The sequence below is a fragment of the Streptomyces albiflavescens genome (assembly GCF_014645835.1).
Classification (GTDB): Bacteria; Actinomycetota; Actinomycetes; order Streptomycetales; family Streptomycetaceae; genus Streptomyces; species Streptomyces albiflavescens.
Genome location: NZ_BMMM01000019.1, coordinates 1 through 17,928, shown reverse-complemented (window position 1 = coordinate 17,928; position 17,928 = coordinate 1). Strand labels below are relative to the sequence as shown.

Sequence of the window (17,928 nt, the reverse complement as noted above, 5' to 3'; positions counted from 1 at the left end):
CGTTGCGGGCAACGATTCGGCCGGCAGCGCCGCCATGATTTCAGTCGGAAAAGACCGAAAAGGAGAGCAATGCTGGATTCACCACCACAGCAGATCGGTGTCGTCACTGAGTCCGCCGCCGGGGAGACCCGGGTGGCGGCCACACCGGACAGCGTCCGACGGCTCCTGGGACTCGGCTACGAGGTCATCGTGGAATCGGAGGCCGGAACGGCCTCGGGGTTCTCCGACGAGGCCTACGCCGAGGCGGGCGCGCGGATCGACGACGCCTGGCAGGCGGATGTCGTCCTGAAGGTCAACGCGCCCTCGCACGAGGAGATGGAGAGGCTGCGTGACGGGGCGACCCTGGTGGGGCTGATCGCCCCCGCGTTGAACTCCGACCTGCTGGACGAGCTCGCACGGCGGCCGATCACCGTCCTGTCGATGGACGCCGTGCCCCGCATCTCCCGGGCCCAATCGATGGACGTACTCAGCTCGATGGCCAACATCGCCGGGTACCGGGCGGTGATCGAGGCAGCTCACGTCTTCGGACGCTTCTTCACCGGCCAGGTCACCGCGGCAGGCAAGGTGCCGCCCGCCAAGGTCCTGGTGGCCGGTGCGGGTGTGGCCGGTCTCGCGGCGATCGGCGCGGCCGGCAGCCTGGGCGCGGTGGTGCGGGCCACCGATCCGCGGGCCGAGGTCGCCGATCAAGTCCGCTCGCTGGGCGGTGAGTTCCTCGCCGTCGAGGTGGAGCAGGAATCCGGCACCGACGGCTACGCCAAGGCGACGTCCGAGGCGTACGACCGGCGCGCCGCGGAGATCTACAGCGAGCAGGCCGCGGACGTCGACATCATCATCACCACCGCGCTGATCCCCGGCCGCCCGGCACCCCGGCTGATCACGGCGGCGGACGTGGCGTCCATGAAGCCCGGCAGCGTCATCGTGGACATGGCCGCAGCGCAGGGCGGCAATGTCGAGGGCACGGTCACCGGGAAGACGATCGTCACCGACAACGACGTGACGATCATCGGCTACACCGACCTCCCCGGCAGGCTGCCCGCCCAGGCATCGCAGCTGTACGGGACCAACCTCGTCAACCTGCTGAAGCTGCTCACGCCCGCCAAGGACGGGCAGCTGACGCTGGACTTCGATGACATCGTGCAGCGGTCCGTGACAGTGGTGCGGGATGGCGAGAAGACCTGGCCGCCGCCGCCCGTCCAGGTGTCGGCCGCGCCCGCGCGGCCGGCTGCCGCGCCGGCCGCGGCCCCGCAGGCGAAGGAGCCCCGCCTCTCGCCGGCCGCCCGCTACGGTCTGATCGCCCTCGGCATGATCGCGATGTTCCTCCTCGTCTCCTTCTCCCCGGCCCAGCTCGTGGGCAACTTCACGGTGTTCGCGCTGGCCGTGGTCATCGGCTACTACGTGATCGGAAAGGTCCACCACGCCCTGCACACCCCGCTGATGTCGGTCACCAACGCGATCTCCGGGATCGTGGTGGTCGGGGCGCTGCTGCAGATCGGCCACGAGGTGGCGGCCGTCACCGTGCTGTCGTTCGTGGCGATCATGGTGACCACCGTGAACATCTTCGGAGGATTCGCCGTCACCCGCCGCATGCTCGGCATGTTCTCGAAAGGCTGAGGATCGATGAACGCACATACGGCAGCCAAGGCCGCCGACCTCGTCGCAGCGCTGTTGTTCATCTTCAGCCTGGCCGGACTCTCCCAGCACCGCACCGCCCGCGCCGGCGTGGCCTACGGCATCAGCGGTATGGCGCTGGCGCTGATCGCCACCGTCGTCGGCGCCGCGCAGGACATCTCGGCCGGCGCCGTCACGCTGATCATCGTCGCGACGGTGATCGGAGGCACCGTGGGCCTGTGGCGGGCCCGCGTGGTGGAGATGACCCAGATGCCGGAGCTCATCGCCGTCCTGCACAGCCTCGTCGGCCTGGCGGCCGTGCTGATCGGCTGGAACAGCTACCTCGAGGTCGAGGCGCACGGCTCCGCGCAGACCCGGATCGCCCCCGGCATGCTGGGCATCCACCACGCCGAGGTGTTCATCGGTATCTTCATCGGCGCGGTCACCTTGACCGGCTCGATCATCGCCTACCTGAAGCTGTCGGCACGGATCAAGTCCCGCCCGCTGATGCTGCCGGGCAAGAACGCCCTCAACCTCGGTGCGCTGGCCGCCTTCGTGGCCCTGACGATCTGGTTCACGATCAGCCCCAGCCTCGGTCTCATGATCGCCGTCACCGTCCTGGCGCTCCTGCTGGGCTGGCACCTCGTCGCCTCCATCGGCGGCGGTGACATGCCCGTCGTCGTCTCGATGCTCAACAGCTACTCGGGGTGGGCGGCAGCCGCGGCGGGCTTCCTGCTGAACAACAACCTGCTCATCGTCACCGGCGCGCTGGTCGGCTCCTCCGGCGCGTATCTGTCGTACATCATGTGCAAGGCGATGAACCGTTCCTTCATCTCGGTGATCGCGGGCGGATTCGGCGTCGAGGCGGTGGCAGGCGGCGACACCGAGCAGGGCGAGCACCGCGAGACCAGCGCCAAGGAGACCGCGGAGCTGCTGGAGAGCGCCACGTCGGTGATCATCACCCCGGGGTACGGCATGGCGGTGGCCCAGGCACAGCACCCGGTGGCCGAACTGACCCGGGCCCTGCGCGAGCGCGGGGTGGAGGTGCGGTTCGGCGTGCACCCGGTCGCCGGACGGCTTCCGGGACACATGAACGTGCTGCTGGCCGAGGCCAAGGTGCCCTACGACGTCGTACTGGAGATGGACGAGATCAACGACGACTTCGGCGACACCACGGTGGTGCTGGTCATCGGTGCCAATGACACGGTCAACCCGGCGGCGACCGAGGACCCGTCCAGCCCCATCGCCGGCATGCCCGTGCTGCGGGTCTGGGAGGCCGAGAACGTCATCGTCTTCAAGCGGTCCATGGCCTCGGGCTACGCGGGCGTGCAGAACCCGCTGTTCTTCCGCGAGAACAGCAGCATGCTCTTCGGTGACGCCAAGCAGAGCGTGGAGGACATCCTGCGCGCGCTGACCTCAGCGGACTCCGGGTCCGCGGCGCCGCGGTCGGGCCCCCGTACAGCCCAGCCCACGCCCGCCTGACGCGCCTGACGCGCCTGACGCGCCTGACGCAAGCTTCGTGGATGTCGTCGCGGCTGACTGGGCAGTGGGGCGGGTAAGCCGCGGCTTACCCGCCCCACCACCACGACGTCGCCCCAAGGGAAAGACGGAACCATGTTGATCGATACCTATGGTCGGATCGCCACCGATCTGCGGGTTTCGCTGACCGACCGATGCAATCTGCGGTGCACGTATTGCATGCCGGAAGAGGGCTTGCAGTGGCTGGCCAAGCCCGAACTGCTCACCGATGACGAGATCGTGCGACTGGTCTCGATCGCGGCGACGGATCTGGGCGTCACCGAGGTGCGCTTCACCGGCGGCGAGCCGTTGCTCCGCCCGGGCCTGGTCGGCATCGTCGAGCGCTGCGCCGCCCTCGACCCGCGTCCCAAGCTCTCCCTCACCACCAACGGTATCGGCCTGGCCCGCACCGCCAAGGCTCTGCGCACCGCCGGGCTGGACCGGGTCAACGTCTCCCTCGACACCCTGCGTCCCGATGTCTTCCACACCCTCACCCGCCGCAACCGGCACCACGACGTCATCGACGGCCTGACCGCAGCCCACGAGGCCGGCCTCACCCCAGTCAAGGTCAATTCGGTACTCATGCGCGACATCAACGACGACGAGGCCTGCGACCTGCTCGGCTGGGCCCTTCAGCACGACTACGAACTGCGCTTCATCGAACAGATGCCGCTGGACGCCCAGCACGGCTGGCAGCGCAGGGATATGGTCACCGCCGCCGAGATCCTCGAGAGACTTTCCGCCCGCTTCACCCTCACCCCTGAGGTGTCCTCCATACGCGGCTCCGCGCCCGCCGAACGCTGGCTGGTGGACGGCGGACCGGCCCGGGTCGGGGTGATCGCCTCGGTCACCCGGCCGTTCTGCCGCGCCTGCGACCGCACCCGGCTCACTGCCGACGGGCAGGTGCGCAACTGTCTGTTCGCCCGCGAGGAGTCCGACCTGCGTACGGCGGTACGTTCCGGTGCGTCCGATCAGCACATCGCCGAGCTGTGGCGCGCCGCGATGTGGGGCAAGAAGGCCGGCTCCGGGCTCGACGACCCGGCGTTCCTGCAGCCCGAGCGCCCGATGTCCGCCATCGGCGGCTGATGCTCCGGCCCCGAGTAGGCACGCCCTCAGAGGAGTTGGGCGAGGTGCAGGCGCTGCAGGAGTGCGCGTTGAACGGGCACAGGAGGTCGGGCCGCTCAACGCGCCGCGTCGGCGGGGGTCTGTGCGGGGATAGTGCTGACCTCCTGGTCGAGGCTGGGTTCCCCGCGCCTGCGTCCGGGTTGCCGTAGGAACATCGTGATCGCCGCCGAGAGGAAGGCGATGCCTCCGGCCAGGGTGTAGCCGCCGGTGTAGCCCCAGGCGCTGATCACGGAGGCGGCCAGACCGCCGCCGCCGACACCACCGACCAGTTTGGCGCTGTAGACCAGGCCGTAGTTCTGCGCGTTGTTGTTCTCGCCGAAGTAGTCGGGTACGAGCGCGGCGAACAGCGGGTAGAAGGCGCCGCCGCCGAATCCGTTCAGGAAGGCGAAGAACAAGAAGAGGGGTTCGTTGTGCGCCTTGCCGGACCACAGGACGCCGAACTGCGCCACGCCTGCCACCAGCAGCACCAGCGTCAGCGTCTGCCGGCGGCCCAGAGTGTCGGAGAGCCAGCCCACGGCCGCCCGGCCGACGCCGTTGACCACGGCGAGCACACCCGCCGAGGACGCGGCCACCAGCGGCCCGAAACCCAGGCTCTTGGCGAACGGCACCTGGAAGTTGATGCCGAAGAGGGACACCCCGCCGATGCACACCAGCGCGAACCACATCAGCGGCAGCTGACCGGTCCGGATCGCCTCCATCGGGGTGAACTGGCGTGCCGCGGGCGGGTTCTTGGCCAGCCGTCCGGCGACCCGCGCGGCATCCTCGCTCGCGCCACGGTTCAGCGGGTCCACGTCCTGCGGCCACCAGCTCTTCGGCGGGTCCTTGAAGAACATGCCGCAGACGGCCACGGTGACCACCATGAACAACGCGATCAGGTCGAGCACGAGCTTGAAGTTCCCGGGGTGGAACCAGTAGCTGAAGACGAAGATGAACGGCAGGGTTCCGTAGGCGAAGCCGCCGTTGACGAAGCCCGTGCGGGCGCCCTTGTTGTCCGGATACCACTTGCCGACCATGTTGATGCAGGTCGCGTACACCAATCCCGCACCCGTGCCGCCCAGCACCGAGTAGCCGATGATCACGACGGCGGGGCTCCCGAAGTGGGCGAGGGACACCATGCCCAGGCCGGAGAGGAGCGCACCGGTCAGCATGGCGGTCTTGGCCGAAACAACTCCCTTCTCCCTCAGCCGGCCGGCGGGAAAGGCCACCCCGGCCTGGAAGACCGCCCAGATACTGGCGATCCAGAACGCCTCCGTGAGCGTCCACCCGTGGACGTTCTCCAGCGTCGACTCCGCGGAGCTGTAGCCGTACTCAAAGACACTGACACCCATCATCGCGAACCACGGGAGCCAGACCATCCAGGCCCGGGGCCTGCCCAGGATGGAGCGGTCGCTCTCTCCGATCCGGTACACGCGGCCGTTCGCGTCGGTGACTTCCCGGTAGGAAGGGGGAACCACTCGAGGCATTGCTGACATGCGTGTCTTCCTTTGCGTGAAAGAGCTTGGTGTGCGCTCCCTCCCCTCCCACCGGGATTGCATACGGTATGAGCCAGTGAATCCAGATGTCCATAGGTGCGGAAGTACGAAATCGTGAGGCCGCGCCGCAGGCCGGGCCGTCTCCCGCCCGGCCTGCGCAAGCGGGTCAGCGCAGCAGCTTCACCGCCGCGACCACCAAGGGGTCCAGACCATCCGCTCCGGCGTCGACGAACACGTACAGCCGGTTGCGCATGCGCGGGTCCCAGAACCTGCCGATATGGCCTGCGATCGCCTCGGCGGCCTGCTCCCCCGGCAGGTGTCGGAGGTTGGCGGCGATGTCGTTCGCCATCCTGCTTTCCGGTGGCACGGTGGCTGTCATCTCAGTCCACCACCGTGACCAGGTCGTCCGAAGTCGGCTCTGCGTCCGCCTGTTGGAGCGGGCGCGCGAGACCGACCTGCACGGCGGTCACCTTGTACTCCGGGCAGTTGGTCGCCCAGTCGGAGTTCTCGGTGGTCACCACGTTGGCGCCCGTCACGGGGTGATGGAACGTGGTGTACACGACCCCGGTCGGCATCCGGTCGGAGATCTCCGCGCGCAGCGTCGTCTGCCCGACGCGGCTGGCCAGAGTGACCAGGTCACCGTCCGTGATGCCGCGCACCTCGGCGTCGTGCGGGTGCAGCTCCAGGATGTCCTCGGGATGCCACGCGACGTTGCCGGTACGCCGGGTCTGCGCTCCGACGTTGTACTGGCTGAGGATCCGCCCCGTGGTCAGGACCAGCGGGAAGCGCCGGGTGCTGCGCTCGTTGGTCGGCACGAAGGCGGTGACCACGAACTTGCCCTTGCCCCGGACGAACTCGTCGACGTGCATGATCGGCGTGCCCTCCGGAGCCGACTCGTTGCACGGCCACTGGACGCTGCCGAGCTTGTCCAGCACCTCGAAGGACACACCGGTGAAGGTGGGCGTGACCGAGGCGATCTCGTCCATGATCCGGCTCGGGTGGTCGTACGACATCGGGTAGCCCATGGCGGTGGCGATCTCGCTCACGATCTGCCACTCGTGCTTGCCCGTCTTCGGCTTCATCACCGCCCGCACCCGGTTGATCCGGCGCTCGGCGTTGGTGAACGTGCCGTCCTTCTCCAGGAAGGAGGCGCCGGGCAGGAAGACGTGCGCGAACTTGGCCGTCTCATTGAGGAACAGGTCCTGCACGACCACCAGTTCCATGGCTTCCAGCGCGGCGGTGACGTGCTTGAGGTTGGGGTCGGACTGGGCGATGTCCTCGCCGTGCACGAACAGACCGCGGAAGGTTCCGTCGATCGCGGCGTCGAACATGTTGGGGATACGCAGTCCGGGCTCGGCCAGGAGGGTGCCGCCCCAGAGGTTCTCGAACACGGTGCGCACGGCGTCGTCGGAGACGTGCCGGTAGCCGGGCAGTTCGTGCGGGAATGAGCCCATGTCGCAGGAGCCCTGCACGTTGTTCTGACCGCGCAACGGGTTCACGCCGACGCCGTCACGGCCGATGTTGCCGCACGCCATCGCGAGATTGGCCATGCCCATGACCATGGTCGAGCCCTGGCTGTGCTCGGTGACGCCGAGGCCGTAGTAGATGGCGCCGTTGGGTGCCTCCGCGTACAGCCGGGCGGCGGCCCGCAGCTCCTCGGCCGGCACCCCGGTGATCGATTCGGCGACCTCGGGGCTGTTCTCCGGGCGGGCGATGAACTCCGCCCACTCGTCGAACCCTTCGCACCGCTGGTCGACGAAGGACCGGTCGACCAGACCCTCGGTGACCACCACGTGCGCCATGGCATTGACCACGGCGACGTTGGTGCTCGGCCTGAGCTGGAGGTGGTGCTGGGCCTCGATGTGCGGCGAGCGCACCAGGTCGATGCGGCGCGGGTCGACCACGATGAGCTTCGCGCCCTCGCGCAGCCGGCGCTTCATCCGGGAGGCGAACACCGGGTGCCCGTCCGTGGGGTTGGCCCCGATCACCATGATCACGTCGGCCTCGGCCACCGAACGGAAGTCCTGGGTGCCGGCCGACTCGCCGAAGGTCTGCTTGAGCCCGTATCCCGTCGGCGAGTGGCACACGCGGGCGCAGGTGTCGACGTTGTTGTTGCCGAAGGCCGCGCGCACCATCTTCTGGACGACGTAGACCTCTTCGTTCGTGCAGCGCGACGAGGTGATGGCGCCGATCGCACTCGATCCGTGCCGGTCCTGGATGGCGCGCATCCGCCGGGCGACCGTACCGATCGCCTCGTCCCACTCGACCTCGCGCCAGGGGTCGGTGATCGTGTCCCGGACCATGGGCTTGAGCACCCGGTCGGGGTGCGTGGCGTAGCCGAAGGCGAACCTGCCCTTCACACAGGAGTGGCCCTCGTTCGCTCCGCCGTCCTTGTACGGCACCATCCGGACCAGCTCGTCGCCGCGCAGTTCGGCCTTGAACGAGCAGCCGACACCGCAGTACGCGCAGGTGGTGACCACCGAGCGGGTCGGCATGCCGAGTTCGACGACCGACTTCTCCTGGAGCGTCGAGGTCGGGCAGGCCTGCACACAGGCTCCGCAGGAGACGCACTCGGAGTCCATGAAGGTCTCGCCGGCGCCCGCCGAGACCTTGGAGTCGAAGCCGCGCCCCTCGATGGTCAGCGCGAACGTGCCCTGCACCTCGCCACAGGCCCGCACACAGCGGGAGCAGGCGATGCACTTGGAGGGGTCGAAGTCGAAGTAGGGGTTCGACGTGTCCTTCTCGGCGTCGAGATGGTTCTCGCCCTCGTAGCCGTACCGGACCTGCCGCAGCCCGACCACGCCGGCCATGTCCTGCAGTTCGCAGTCGCCGTTGGCCGGGCAGGTGAGACAGTCCAGCGGATGGTCGGAGATGTAGAGCTCCATGACACCCTGGCGGAGCTTCTCCACCTTCGGCGTCTGGGTGCTCACCTTCATCCCGTCGGCGCAGGGTGTGGTGCAGGACGCCGGAGTGCCGCGCCGGCCGTCGATCTCCACCACGCACAGCCGGCAGGAGCCGAAGGGCTCCAGGCTGTCGGTGGCGCACAGTTTCGGTATGTCGACGCCGGCCTGCGCGGCGGCGCGCATCACCGACGTGCCCTCCGGGACGGTCACCGGCAGGCCGTCCACCTCCACCGACACCGTCGCGGGGCCGGGCCTTTCCGGGGTTCCGAAGTCGGGTTCCTTGAGGAGTGTCATGCTGTGCCCTCCGTCCTCGGGCCAGTGGCTTGTACGGGTTGGATCTCCAGGAGTCGACGGCCGCCGAGGAAGTCGTCGGGGAAGTGAGCGAGGGCGCTCCGTACGGGCATCGGAGTCAGCCCGCCCATCGCGCACAGCGAGCCGTCGGTCATCAGGTCGCAGAGGTCTTCGAGCAGGGCCAGGTTCTCGTCCCGGTGCTGCCCGGCGACGATCTTGTCGATCACCTCGACACCGCGCACGGAACCGACCCTGCACGGCGTGCACTTGCCGCAGGACTCCTCGGCGCAGAACTCCATCGCGAAGCGCGCCTGGGCGGCCATGTCGACGGTGTCGTCGAACACCACGATGCCGCCGTGGCCGACCATCGCCCCGGCCGCGGCGAAGGCCTCGTAGTCCATCGGCAGGTCGAACATCGACGTCGGGAGATAGGCGCCGAGCGGCCCGCCGACCTGCACCGTGCGCACGGGGCGTCCGGAGAAGGTGCCGCCTCCGTAGTCCTCGACCAGTTCCCGCAGGGTGACGCCGAACGCCGTCTCCACGATGCCGCCGTGTGCGATGTTCCCGCCGAGCTGGAAGACCTGGGTGCCGCGCGACCGCTCGACGCCGAGTTCCTGGTACGCCTGCGCGCCGTCGGCGAGGACGACGGGCACGGTCGCCAGCGTGAGGACGTTGTTCACCACGGTCGGTCTGCCGAACAGGCCCTCGATCGCCGGGATCGGCGGCTTCGCGCGCACCGTGCCGCGCTTGCCCTCCAGGCTCTCCAGCATGGAGGTCTCCTCGCCGCAGATGTACGCGCCGGCGCCGACGCGGACATGCAGGTCGAAGTCGAGCGTGGAGCCGAGGATGCCCTTGCCGAGCCAGCCGTGCTCGCGGGCGATGTCGATCGCCGCGCGCATCGTGGCCACCGCGTCGGGGTACTCCGAGCGGATGTAGAGGTAGCCCTCGCTCGCCCCGACCGCCTGCGCGGCGATCGTCATGCCCTCGATGAGCAGGAACGGGTCGCCCTCCATGACCATGCGGTCGGCGAAGGTCCCGCTGTCGCCCTCGTCGGCGTTGCAGCAGACGAACTTCAGCTCGTCGGCACAGTCGAGCACGGTCTTCCATTTGATGCCGGCCGGGAATCCCGCGCCGCCGCGGCCCCGCAGTCCGGATTCGGTGACCTCCGTGACCACGTCCGCGGGTGCGCGCTCCAGGGCGGCGCGCAGCCCCACCAGCCCGCCGTGCTCCAGATAGTCCCGCGTCGACAGGGGGTCGGTCACCCCGACTCTGGCGAAGGTGACGCGCGTCTGGCGTGCCAGCCAGGGCAGTTCGTCCACGATGCCGAGCCGCAGCGGATGGTCCGCGCCGTCGAGCATCCCGGCGGCCAGGAGTCCCTCCACGTCCGAGGGGGCCACCGGCCCGTAGCCGACGCGGCCCTGCGGCGTCACGACCTCCACCATCGGCTCCAGCCACAGCATGCCGCGCGATCCGTTGCGCACCACGTCGATGGCGAAGTCCCCATGTGTGGCCGCGCGTTGCAGCGCTTTCGCGACCTCGTCCGCGCCGACGGACCGGGCCGCCGAGTCGCGGGGGACGTAGACCGTCGCCGCGGAGTGCGAAGAGTTGTTCATGATGAGACCGTCCCGTTGAGGAGCGAGCCCAGCTGGGCCGGGCCCACTCGTCCGTACAGCCGACCGTTCGCCTCCACGGACGGCCCGAGCGCGCAGTTGCCGAGGCAGAAGACCTGCTCGACGCTCACCGAACCGTCCGCCGTCGTCTCACCGAGGGTCAGTCCGGCCTCGCGGGCGTAGCCCACCAGGTCCTCGGCCCCGAGCGCCTGGCATGCCTCGGCACGGCAGATGCGCACCGTGGTGCGTCCCGCGGGCTCCCGGCGGAAGTCGTGGTAGAAGGTCACCACTCCGTGGACGTCCGCCCGGGAGAGGTTGAGTGCGTCGGCGAGCACCGGGATCGCCTCTTGCGGTACGTGGCCCAACTCCGCCTGAACGGCATGCAGTACGGGCAGCAGCGCACCACGCTGGCCCCGGTGACCGGCCACCACCCTCCGGACCACGTCCTCGACCGTCACGTCACTCCCGCTGGTCGTCATGATCGCTCCGCCTTCCGTCACGCGGGTCCCCGGCGAGGGTTGCAGGAGACTTGGACACTACCCCATACAGGCTTCTGTATACAGAACTCGATCGCAAAGAAGGTCCCTCGATCACGGGCATCCGCCGCGCCGAGGAAACGTGGCCCGTTCCGGGGCGTACGCGCGCCCGAAGAACGCGGGCCGCTCCCGGGGCGCGCACGGAGGCCGACGCGCCCGTGGGGACCCCTGCCGACCAGGGCCTCGCGACGGACAGCTCACACCATCTTGCATACCAAAACCTGTATGCTGACGCTGCCGTCGGCAACCCTCTCGGCGGCCACCACTTGGCAGAGCCGTCGGCCCTCGCGGACCCGGTGGCAGAACGGGGCAACCATGCGCGAGGCACTCACGGCCGCGGCATCCCGGCGCGTCACCCGCCCGGCACCACTGCGCCAGGCCGTCTATGACGCGCTGACCGAACTGATCGTCAGCGGCTCCCTCAAGCCCGGCCAGCACCTGGTCGAGGCGGAGCTCGCCGAACACCTCGGCGTCAGCCGCCAGCCGGTGCGCGAAGCCCTGCAGCGGCTGCAGACCGCCGGCTGGGTGGACCTGCGCCCCGCCCAGGGCGCCTTCGTCCACTCCCCCACCGAAGAGGAGGCAGCCCAGCTCCTCGGCGTCCGCGCGGTGCTGGAAACCTATTCGGCCCAGCTCGCCGCCCAGCACGCGAAGCCCGAAGACATCGAACGCCTCTGGGAGTTGCAGCAGGACGGCGTCGACGCGCTCGCCGAGGGCGACGTCGAACGCCTGGTCGCGGCCAACACCGCTCTGCACGAATTCATCACCTCCGTGGCCGACAACGCCGTACTGGCCGAGCTGATCTCGCAGGTGGGCCAGAAGGTCCGCTGGTACTACACGCCCATCGCCAAACCCCGCGGCAAGGAAGCCTGGAACGAGCACAGCCAGCTCATCAAGGCCATCGCCAAGGGCGACGCGGACCGCGCGGGCGAGGTCATGCGCAAGCACACCGAGCGCACAACCGACTTCTACCGCAAGCAGATCAGCGCCGGAGCGAGCCAGGGCTGACCGAACGGGCCGCCCTCCGGGCCGGGTTCAGGACGGGGCGAGGGAATCGGCGGGACGGCGAACGGACCCGCCGTCGGCAGCCAGGGAACGGAAGGCCTCGGCGCCGGCGGCGGCCCGCAGTTCGAGCAGCCACGGCAGGACGGTGCGCAGCACGATGTCGAGTCCGCCACCGTCCCCGCCGAGCATCGCGTCGGCGGGAACCAACACCGGGTCGGCGAACACCGTGGACGTCGCACTGCCGTACGGCCCCGCATCGCCGGGCCGTGCCGGGACGAACAGGTCCGGGGCGTGCGCGGGAACCGCCCAGAGCGTCAGGCCGTCCGGGGCCGTGAGCGGCTGCGAGGACCAGACGTAACTGTCGGCCTCTCCCGCCGCGACCACTCGGTGTTTGCGGGCGCGCAAGGCGACCACGTCACCGGAGCGCGCGGCAACGGAGCGCGACACGAGGAGCTGAGCCTCCACCCCCTGCTCGCCGGTGCCGTCCTCCGCCAGGGCAAGGCTGGCGAGGTGACGTCCGGCGGCGATCTCGCCGCGCACCCAAGCGCTGCCGTACGACTCGATGGCGGCGACCGCCGCGTAGTGGGACTGGAGCACGGCCGCCGTCGCCGGGCAGACGCGCGCGGTCCGCGCCACCACCTCGACGGCTTCCGGCAGGCCCCTTCCGCCACCGCCGAATTCGGTGGAGACGGTGAGCCCCAGCAGCCCGGCACGACCGAGGGCCGTCACGGCGCCGCGGGGGAACTTGCCCTGTGTGCCGGTCACTTCGACCGAGGGCGCGATGACACTGGTCAGGACTTCGGAGAGAGCGGTGCGGTACGACACGGGGTGACCCCCTCGGGAGCGCTTGCCGGTCCACTGTCGGTCGGCGAGGATGATTGCATACAGTATTCTGCATGCCCCTCGTGACGCCAGAGGTGCGGCGAGGTAATTTCCGCAACTTCGCGACGCAGGTCGCACTCCATAATGGCTATTGCATACTAAACTCAGTATCCCGAAGCCGATGGTTTGGCGTCAGCAGTCGAACGAGGGAGAGGGCCCATGCCCGAGACACCCACCGTGGCAGCCCGCGGCCCGATCATCCGGCCCGCCCCGCTGCGTCAGGCCGTCTACGACGCGCTGACCGAACTGATCATCAACGGCTCCCTCACGCCAGGACAGCACCTGGTCGAGGCCGAGCTCGCCGCACGACTCGGTGTCAGCCGGCAGCCGATACGCGAAGCCCTCCAACGGCTGCACACCGCCGGCTGGGTCGACCTGCGCCCCGCTCAGGGGGCCTTCGTCCATTCCCCCACCACGGAGGAATGCGCCCAACTCCTCAGCGTCCGGGCCGTGCTCGAAACCCACTCCGCACGCGGCGCCGCCCAGCACGCCACGCCCCCCGACGTGGCCCGGCTGTGGGAACTGCAGGAGACCGGCCTCACCGCCCTCGCGGCCGGCGACGCCCGGGCCATCGTGGAGGCCAACGCCGCCCTGCACGCCCACATCACGCACCTCTCCCGCAACGCGGTTCTCGCCGAGCTCATCCCCCAGGTGGACCGACGCGTGCGCTGGTATTACATGCCCATCGCCAAGCCCCGCGGGAAGGACGCCTGGAGCGAGCACGCCCGGATCATCGAGGCCATCGCCGAAGGCGACCCCGACCACGCCGAAGAGCTCATGCGCCGGCACACCAGCAACACCACCGACTTCTACTGCCGGCAGATCGCCTCGGTGGCCGGCCGCGGCGTCTGATCACGGGGGCGCCCGGCGACGGAGACAGGGAGCCCAGGGCGCCCCGATGACGGAGACAGGGGCCCGGGCTCCCGACGACGGCGCTCAGGACTGCGGGTCGATCTCCCGCAGCAGCCCCGTCGTCACATCGAAGACGAAGCCGCGTACGTCCTCGGTGTGCGGCAGGAACGGCGAGGTGCGCACCCGCTGCATCGACTGCCGTACGTCCTGGTCAACATCCGCGAAGGCCTCCACCGCCCAGGCGGGCCGCTGGCCGACCTCCATCTCCAGTTCGTGCCGGAAGTCCTCGGTCAGGCTCTGCAGACCGCAGCCGGTGTGGTGGATCAGTATGACGCTGCGGGTGCCGAGCGCACGCTGACTGATCGTCAGGGAGCGGATCGTGTCGTCGGTGACCACACCGCCCGCGTTGCGGACGGTGTGACAGTCGCCCAACTCCAGGCCGAGCGCGGCGTGCAGGTCGATGCGGGCGTCCATGCAGGCCACGACGGCCACCCGCTGGACGGGGCGGGCGTCCATGCCGGGGTCGGCGAATCCGGCGGCGTAGGCGCGGTTGGACTCCACGAGCCGGTCGATGACCGTCTCGGTGCCGGGCGCGCTGCGGGAGGGTTGGACGAAACGGGTTACGGGTGTCGACATGCTGGGCTACCTCACTCGGTCGAGTTCGAACCGTCTACCGGGCATGGAGATGCATACAGTATGGGGTAGTCAGTATTCTCAGTCTCGCTCGACACGTTGTCCAGGGTCCACGCAGGGCTTTCCCCTGCTTCAGTCCTAGGCGACGGCAGGCTCCAGGCGGACCACGACGCCCTTCGACGTAGGCGTGTTGCTGATGTCGGCCACGCTGTCCAACGGCACCAGGACGTTGGTCTCGGGGTAGTAGGCCGCGGCGGAGCCGGGAGTGGTGGGATAGGCGACCACCCGGAACTTCTCCGCGCGGCGCTCCACGCCGTCACGCCAGACGCTCACCAGGTCCACCTCGCTGCGGTCGGCGAGCCCGAGTGCCTCCAGGTCGGCGGAGTTCACGAGCACCACACGGCGGGCATTGTGGATGCCTCGATAGCGGTCGTTCATGGCGTACGGAACGGTGTTCCACTGGTCGTGCGAGCGCAGGGTCTGCAAGAGGAGATGCCCCTTGGGGACATGCGGCATCTCGAAGTCGTTGCGGGTGAAGACGGCCTTGCCACTCGGGGTCGGGAACACCCCCTCGTTGACCGGGTTGGGCAGCCGGAAACCGCCGGGCCTGGCCACCCGGGCGTTGAAGTCCTCGAAGCCCGGCACAACCCGGGAGATACGGTCCCGGACCGTTCCGTAATCCGCCTCGAACTTCTCCCAGGGAATGGACGGGTGGTCGCCCAGGGTCCGCCGGGCCAGCCGCGAGATGATCGCGACCTCGCTGAGCAGATGCGGGGAAGCCGGATGCAGACGGCCCCGCGAGGCGTGCACCTCGCTCATCGAGTCCTCGACGGTGATGAACTGCTCCCCGCCCGCCTGGATGTCGCGGTCGCTGCGGCCGAGCGTCGGCAGGATCAGCGCGGTCTCGCCGCAGACGGTGTGCGAGCGGTTGAGCTTGGTGGAGATGTGCGCGGTGAGCCGGCACCGCCGCATGGCCCCTTCGGTGACCTCGCTGTCGGGCGTGGCCCGGATGAAGTTTCCCGCGACGCCGACGAAGACCTTGGCGTCGCCGTCGCGCATGGCCCGGATGGCGTCCACCGAGTCCAGGCCGTGCCGGGTGGGCGGGGTGAAGGCGAACTCCCGCTCCAGAGCGTCCAGGAAGCTCTGCGGCATCCGTTCCCAGATGCCCATGGTCCGGTCGCCCTGCACATTGCTGTGGCCGCGCACTGGGCACACACCCGCCCCGGGCCTGCCGATGTTGCCGCGCAGCATGAGGAAGTTGACGACCTCACGGATGGTGGGGACGGCGTGCTTGTGCTGCGTCAGCCCCATCGCCCAGCAGACGATGATCTTCTCGCTCCGCAGCACCCGTTCGCCCACCGCCTCGATCTCTTCGCGGGTCAGCCCGGTGGCGTCGAGGATGTCGTCCCAGGAGGCCTTGCGTGCCTGCTCGACGAAGTCCTCGAACCCCGTCGTGTGCGCCTCGATGAACCCGTGGTCCAGCACCGCGCCCGGCCTGGCGTCCTCGGCCTCCAGCAGCATCAGGTTCAACGCCTGGAAGAGCGCGAGGTCGCCACCGGGGCGGATCTGCAGGAACTGGTCGGCGATGGGGGTGCCGCTTCCGACGATTCCGCGGGCCTTCTGCGGATGCTTGAACCGCATCAGCCCGGCCTCGGGCAGCGGGTTCACGGCGACGATGTGGCCGCCGTTGCGCTTGGTCTCCTCCAGGGCGGAGAGCATCCGCGGATGATTGGTCCCCGGGTTCTGGCCCACCACGAAAATGAGGTCGGAATGGTGGATGTCGTCCAGGCTCACGCTGCCCTTGCCGATGCCCAGCGTCTCCTGCAGTGCCGAGCCGCTGGACTCGTGGCACATGTTGCTGCAGTCGGGCAGATTGTTCGTGCCGTAGGCCCGGGCGAAGAGCTGGAGGAGGAAGGCGGCCTCGTTGTTGAGCCGGCCCGAGGTGTAGAAGAGGGCCTCGTCGGGCGAGTCGAGCCGGCGCAGTTCCTCGGCGAGCAGAGCGAGCGCGTCGTCCCAGCCGATCGGCTCGTAGTGGTCGGCACCGGGCCGCTTGACCATGGGTTCGGTCAGCCGGCCCTGTTGGTTGAGCCAGTAGTCGGACTTCTCGCCGAGCTCGGAGACGGAGTGCTCCCGGAAGAAGTCCGCGGTGACCCGGCGCGAGGTCGCCTCGTCGCTGATGTGCTTGGCGCCGTTCTCGCAGTACTCGTTCTTGGCCCGGTGGCCCGGAGCGGGTTCCGGCCAGGCGCAGCCGGGGCAGTCGAAACCCTTGGTCTGGTTGATGTTCAGCAGGGTCAGCGCCGTCCGCCGGACCGACGTCTGGCCGAGCGAGTACCGCATCGCGTGCGTCACCGCGGGCAGTCCGGTCGCCCAGGTCTTGGGCGGGGTGACCTCCAGAAGGCCTTCCGGGTCTTCGATGCTGCTCATGATCTGGCCTGTGCCTTTCTACCGCTCCCGCGCGTACGACGGATCCGGCACCGCGGCCGCCCGGAGATCAGCTTCGGACAGGCCGTGAGAGGTCGTCAAAGTGAGAACAACTTCCAGGTGATAAACGCCGCCTATCAAGCGCCCGTCCGCGCTGTCGAGCGGGACGTGGGGAAACGCAGGCCGTCCCGGGCGCGGCGGCTGAAGCCGAGCCCGGGACGGAGTGAGAGGTGCGGCACGAGCCGCCGTCGGTCAGATCACTCCCTGGGCCTTGAGCAACGGCAACTCGTCCTGGGAGAGGCCGAGTTCGCCGAGGAGTATCTCCTCGTTGTGCTCGCCGAGCAGCGGTGACCGTTCGATCTCGACCGGGGAGTCGGACAGTTTCAGCGGATTGCCGACCGTGACGTACGTTCCGCGCTCGGGGTGCTCGACCTCGACAACAATCTCGTTGGCGACCAGCGACTCGTCCTCGATGATCTCCTTGGTGGACAGGACAGGCCCACAGGGGATGTTGTGGGCATTGAGCACCTCCAGCACCTCCCACTTGGGGAGGGTGCTGGTCCACTCCTCGATGAGCTGGAACATCTTGCCGAGCTTGGGCAGTCGGGCCTCGGGGGTGCACCACTCGGGGTCGTCGGCCAGTTCGGGCCGGCCCAGGAGTTCGGCGATCGGTTTCCAGCCGACGGGCTGCACGATGACGTAGACGTAGTCGTTCGGGCCGCCGGGTGCGCACTTGACCGCCCAGCCGGGCTGACCACCGCCCGAGGCATTCCCGGACCGGGGAACCTCGTCGCCGAAGTCCTCGTTCGGGAACTCCGCGAGCGGCCCGTGCGCGAGCCGCTGCTGATCGCGCAGCTTCACCCGGCAGAGGTTGAGCACGGCATGCTGCATCGCGACGTTCACGCGCTGGCCACGGCCGGTGCGGGTGCGCTGAAGAAGAGCGGCGAGGATACCGGCGACGGCGTGGATACCGGTGCCCGAGTCCCCGATCTGGGCACCGGTCGCCAGTGGTGGTCCGTCCTCGAAGCCGGTGGTCGCCATGGACCCGCCCATGGCCTGGGCGACGACCTCGTAC

The 17,928-nt window shown here is 69.1% G+C and carries 14 protein-coding genes; 5 read left to right on the top strand and 9 right to left on the bottom strand.

What is annotated here, in order from left to right; genetic code table 11:
* Nucleotides 1-69: 69 nt before the first annotated feature.
* The 3 genes from IEY95_RS38500 to moaA all read left to right on the top strand — a co-directional run bounded on the left by IEY95_RS38500 (nt 70) and on the right by moaA (nt 4,212).
* Nucleotides 70-1,611 (top strand): Re/Si-specific NAD(P)(+) transhydrogenase subunit alpha, encoded by a 1,542-nt coding sequence (locus IEY95_RS38500; protein ID WP_189190873.1) that lies wholly within the window; start codon nt 70-72, stop codon nt 1,609-1,611.
* A gap of 6 nt (nt 1,612-1,617) precedes the next feature.
* Nucleotides 1,618-3,090, top strand: a complete 1,473-nt coding sequence (gene pntB, locus IEY95_RS38495; protein WP_189190872.1) for a Re/Si-specific NAD(P)(+) transhydrogenase subunit beta — start codon at nt 1,618-1,620, stop codon at nt 3,088-3,090.
* 132 nt (nt 3,091-3,222) lie between these two features.
* Nucleotides 3,223-4,212, top strand: a complete 990-nt coding sequence (gene moaA, locus IEY95_RS38490; protein ID WP_189190871.1) for a GTP 3',8-cyclase MoaA — start codon at nt 3,223-3,225, stop codon at nt 4,210-4,212.
* A gap of 95 nt (nt 4,213-4,307) precedes the next feature.
* On the opposite strand, the gene IEY95_RS38485 is transcribed toward moaA, so the two are convergent.
* The 5 genes from IEY95_RS38485 to IEY95_RS38465 form a co-directional block, all read right to left on the bottom strand.
* The gene (locus IEY95_RS38485; protein WP_229703644.1) at nt 4,308-5,723 is read right to left on the bottom strand and encodes an OFA family MFS transporter; all 1,416 of its coding nucleotides are present in this window, start codon (nt 5,721-5,723) and stop codon (nt 4,308-4,310) included.
* A 166-nt stretch (nt 5,724-5,889) separates the two neighbouring features.
* Nucleotides 5,890-6,102, bottom strand: coding sequence for a formate dehydrogenase subunit delta (locus IEY95_RS38480; protein WP_229703643.1), 213 nt, complete (start codon nt 6,100-6,102; stop codon nt 5,890-5,892).
* A gap of 1 nt (nt 6,103) precedes the next feature.
* Nucleotides 6,104-8,920 (bottom strand): formate dehydrogenase subunit alpha, encoded by a 2,817-nt coding sequence (gene fdhF / locus IEY95_RS38475; RefSeq protein WP_189190870.1) that lies wholly within the window; start codon nt 8,918-8,920, stop codon nt 6,104-6,106.
* Nucleotides 8,917-10,530, bottom strand: a complete 1,614-nt coding sequence (locus IEY95_RS38470; protein ID WP_189190869.1) for a formate dehydrogenase beta subunit — start codon at nt 10,528-10,530, stop codon at nt 8,917-8,919. Before IEY95_RS38470 ends, fdhF begins: the two co-directional genes overlap by 4 nt.
* Nucleotides 10,527-11,006 (bottom strand): NAD(P)H-dependent oxidoreductase subunit E, encoded by a 480-nt coding sequence (locus IEY95_RS38465; RefSeq protein ID WP_189190868.1) that lies wholly within the window; start codon nt 11,004-11,006, stop codon nt 10,527-10,529. Before IEY95_RS38465 ends, IEY95_RS38470 begins: the two co-directional genes overlap by 4 nt.
* Nucleotides 11,007-11,378: 372 nt before the next feature.
* Here IEY95_RS38465 and IEY95_RS38460 point away from each other — a divergent pair, with 372 nt between their 5' ends.
* Nucleotides 11,379-12,068 (top strand): GntR family transcriptional regulator, encoded by a 690-nt coding sequence (locus IEY95_RS38460; RefSeq protein ID WP_189190867.1) that lies wholly within the window; start codon nt 11,379-11,381, stop codon nt 12,066-12,068.
* A 27-nt stretch (nt 12,069-12,095) separates the two neighbouring features.
* Here the strand turns inward: IEY95_RS38460 and IEY95_RS38455 are convergent, their stop codons facing one another.
* Nucleotides 12,096-12,890, bottom strand: coding sequence for an acyl-CoA dehydrogenase family protein (locus IEY95_RS38455; protein ID WP_189190866.1), 795 nt, complete (start codon nt 12,888-12,890; stop codon nt 12,096-12,098).
* Between the two features lie 216 nt (nt 12,891-13,106).
* On the opposite strand from IEY95_RS38455, the gene IEY95_RS38450 reads away from it, so the two are divergent.
* Nucleotides 13,107-13,799, top strand: a complete 693-nt coding sequence (locus IEY95_RS38450) for a GntR family transcriptional regulator (protein WP_189190865.1) — start codon at nt 13,107-13,109, stop codon at nt 13,797-13,799.
* An 84-nt stretch (nt 13,800-13,883) separates the two neighbouring features.
* Here the strand turns inward: IEY95_RS38450 and IEY95_RS38445 are convergent, their stop codons facing one another.
* From IEY95_RS38445 to IEY95_RS38435, 3 genes are all read right to left on the bottom strand, one after another.
* Nucleotides 13,884-14,435 (bottom strand): beta-class carbonic anhydrase, encoded by a 552-nt coding sequence (locus IEY95_RS38445; RefSeq protein ID WP_189190864.1) that lies wholly within the window; start codon nt 14,433-14,435, stop codon nt 13,884-13,886.
* A gap of 135 nt (nt 14,436-14,570) precedes the next feature.
* The gene (locus IEY95_RS38440; RefSeq protein ID WP_189190863.1) at nt 14,571-16,856 is read right to left on the bottom strand and encodes an FdhF/YdeP family oxidoreductase; all 2,286 of its coding nucleotides are present in this window, start codon (nt 16,854-16,856) and stop codon (nt 14,571-14,573) included.
* Between the two features lie 249 nt (nt 16,857-17,105).
* On the bottom strand, nt 17,106-17,928 hold an 823-nt coding region (locus tag IEY95_RS38435), incomplete at its 5' end, for a CoA transferase (protein ID WP_189190862.1).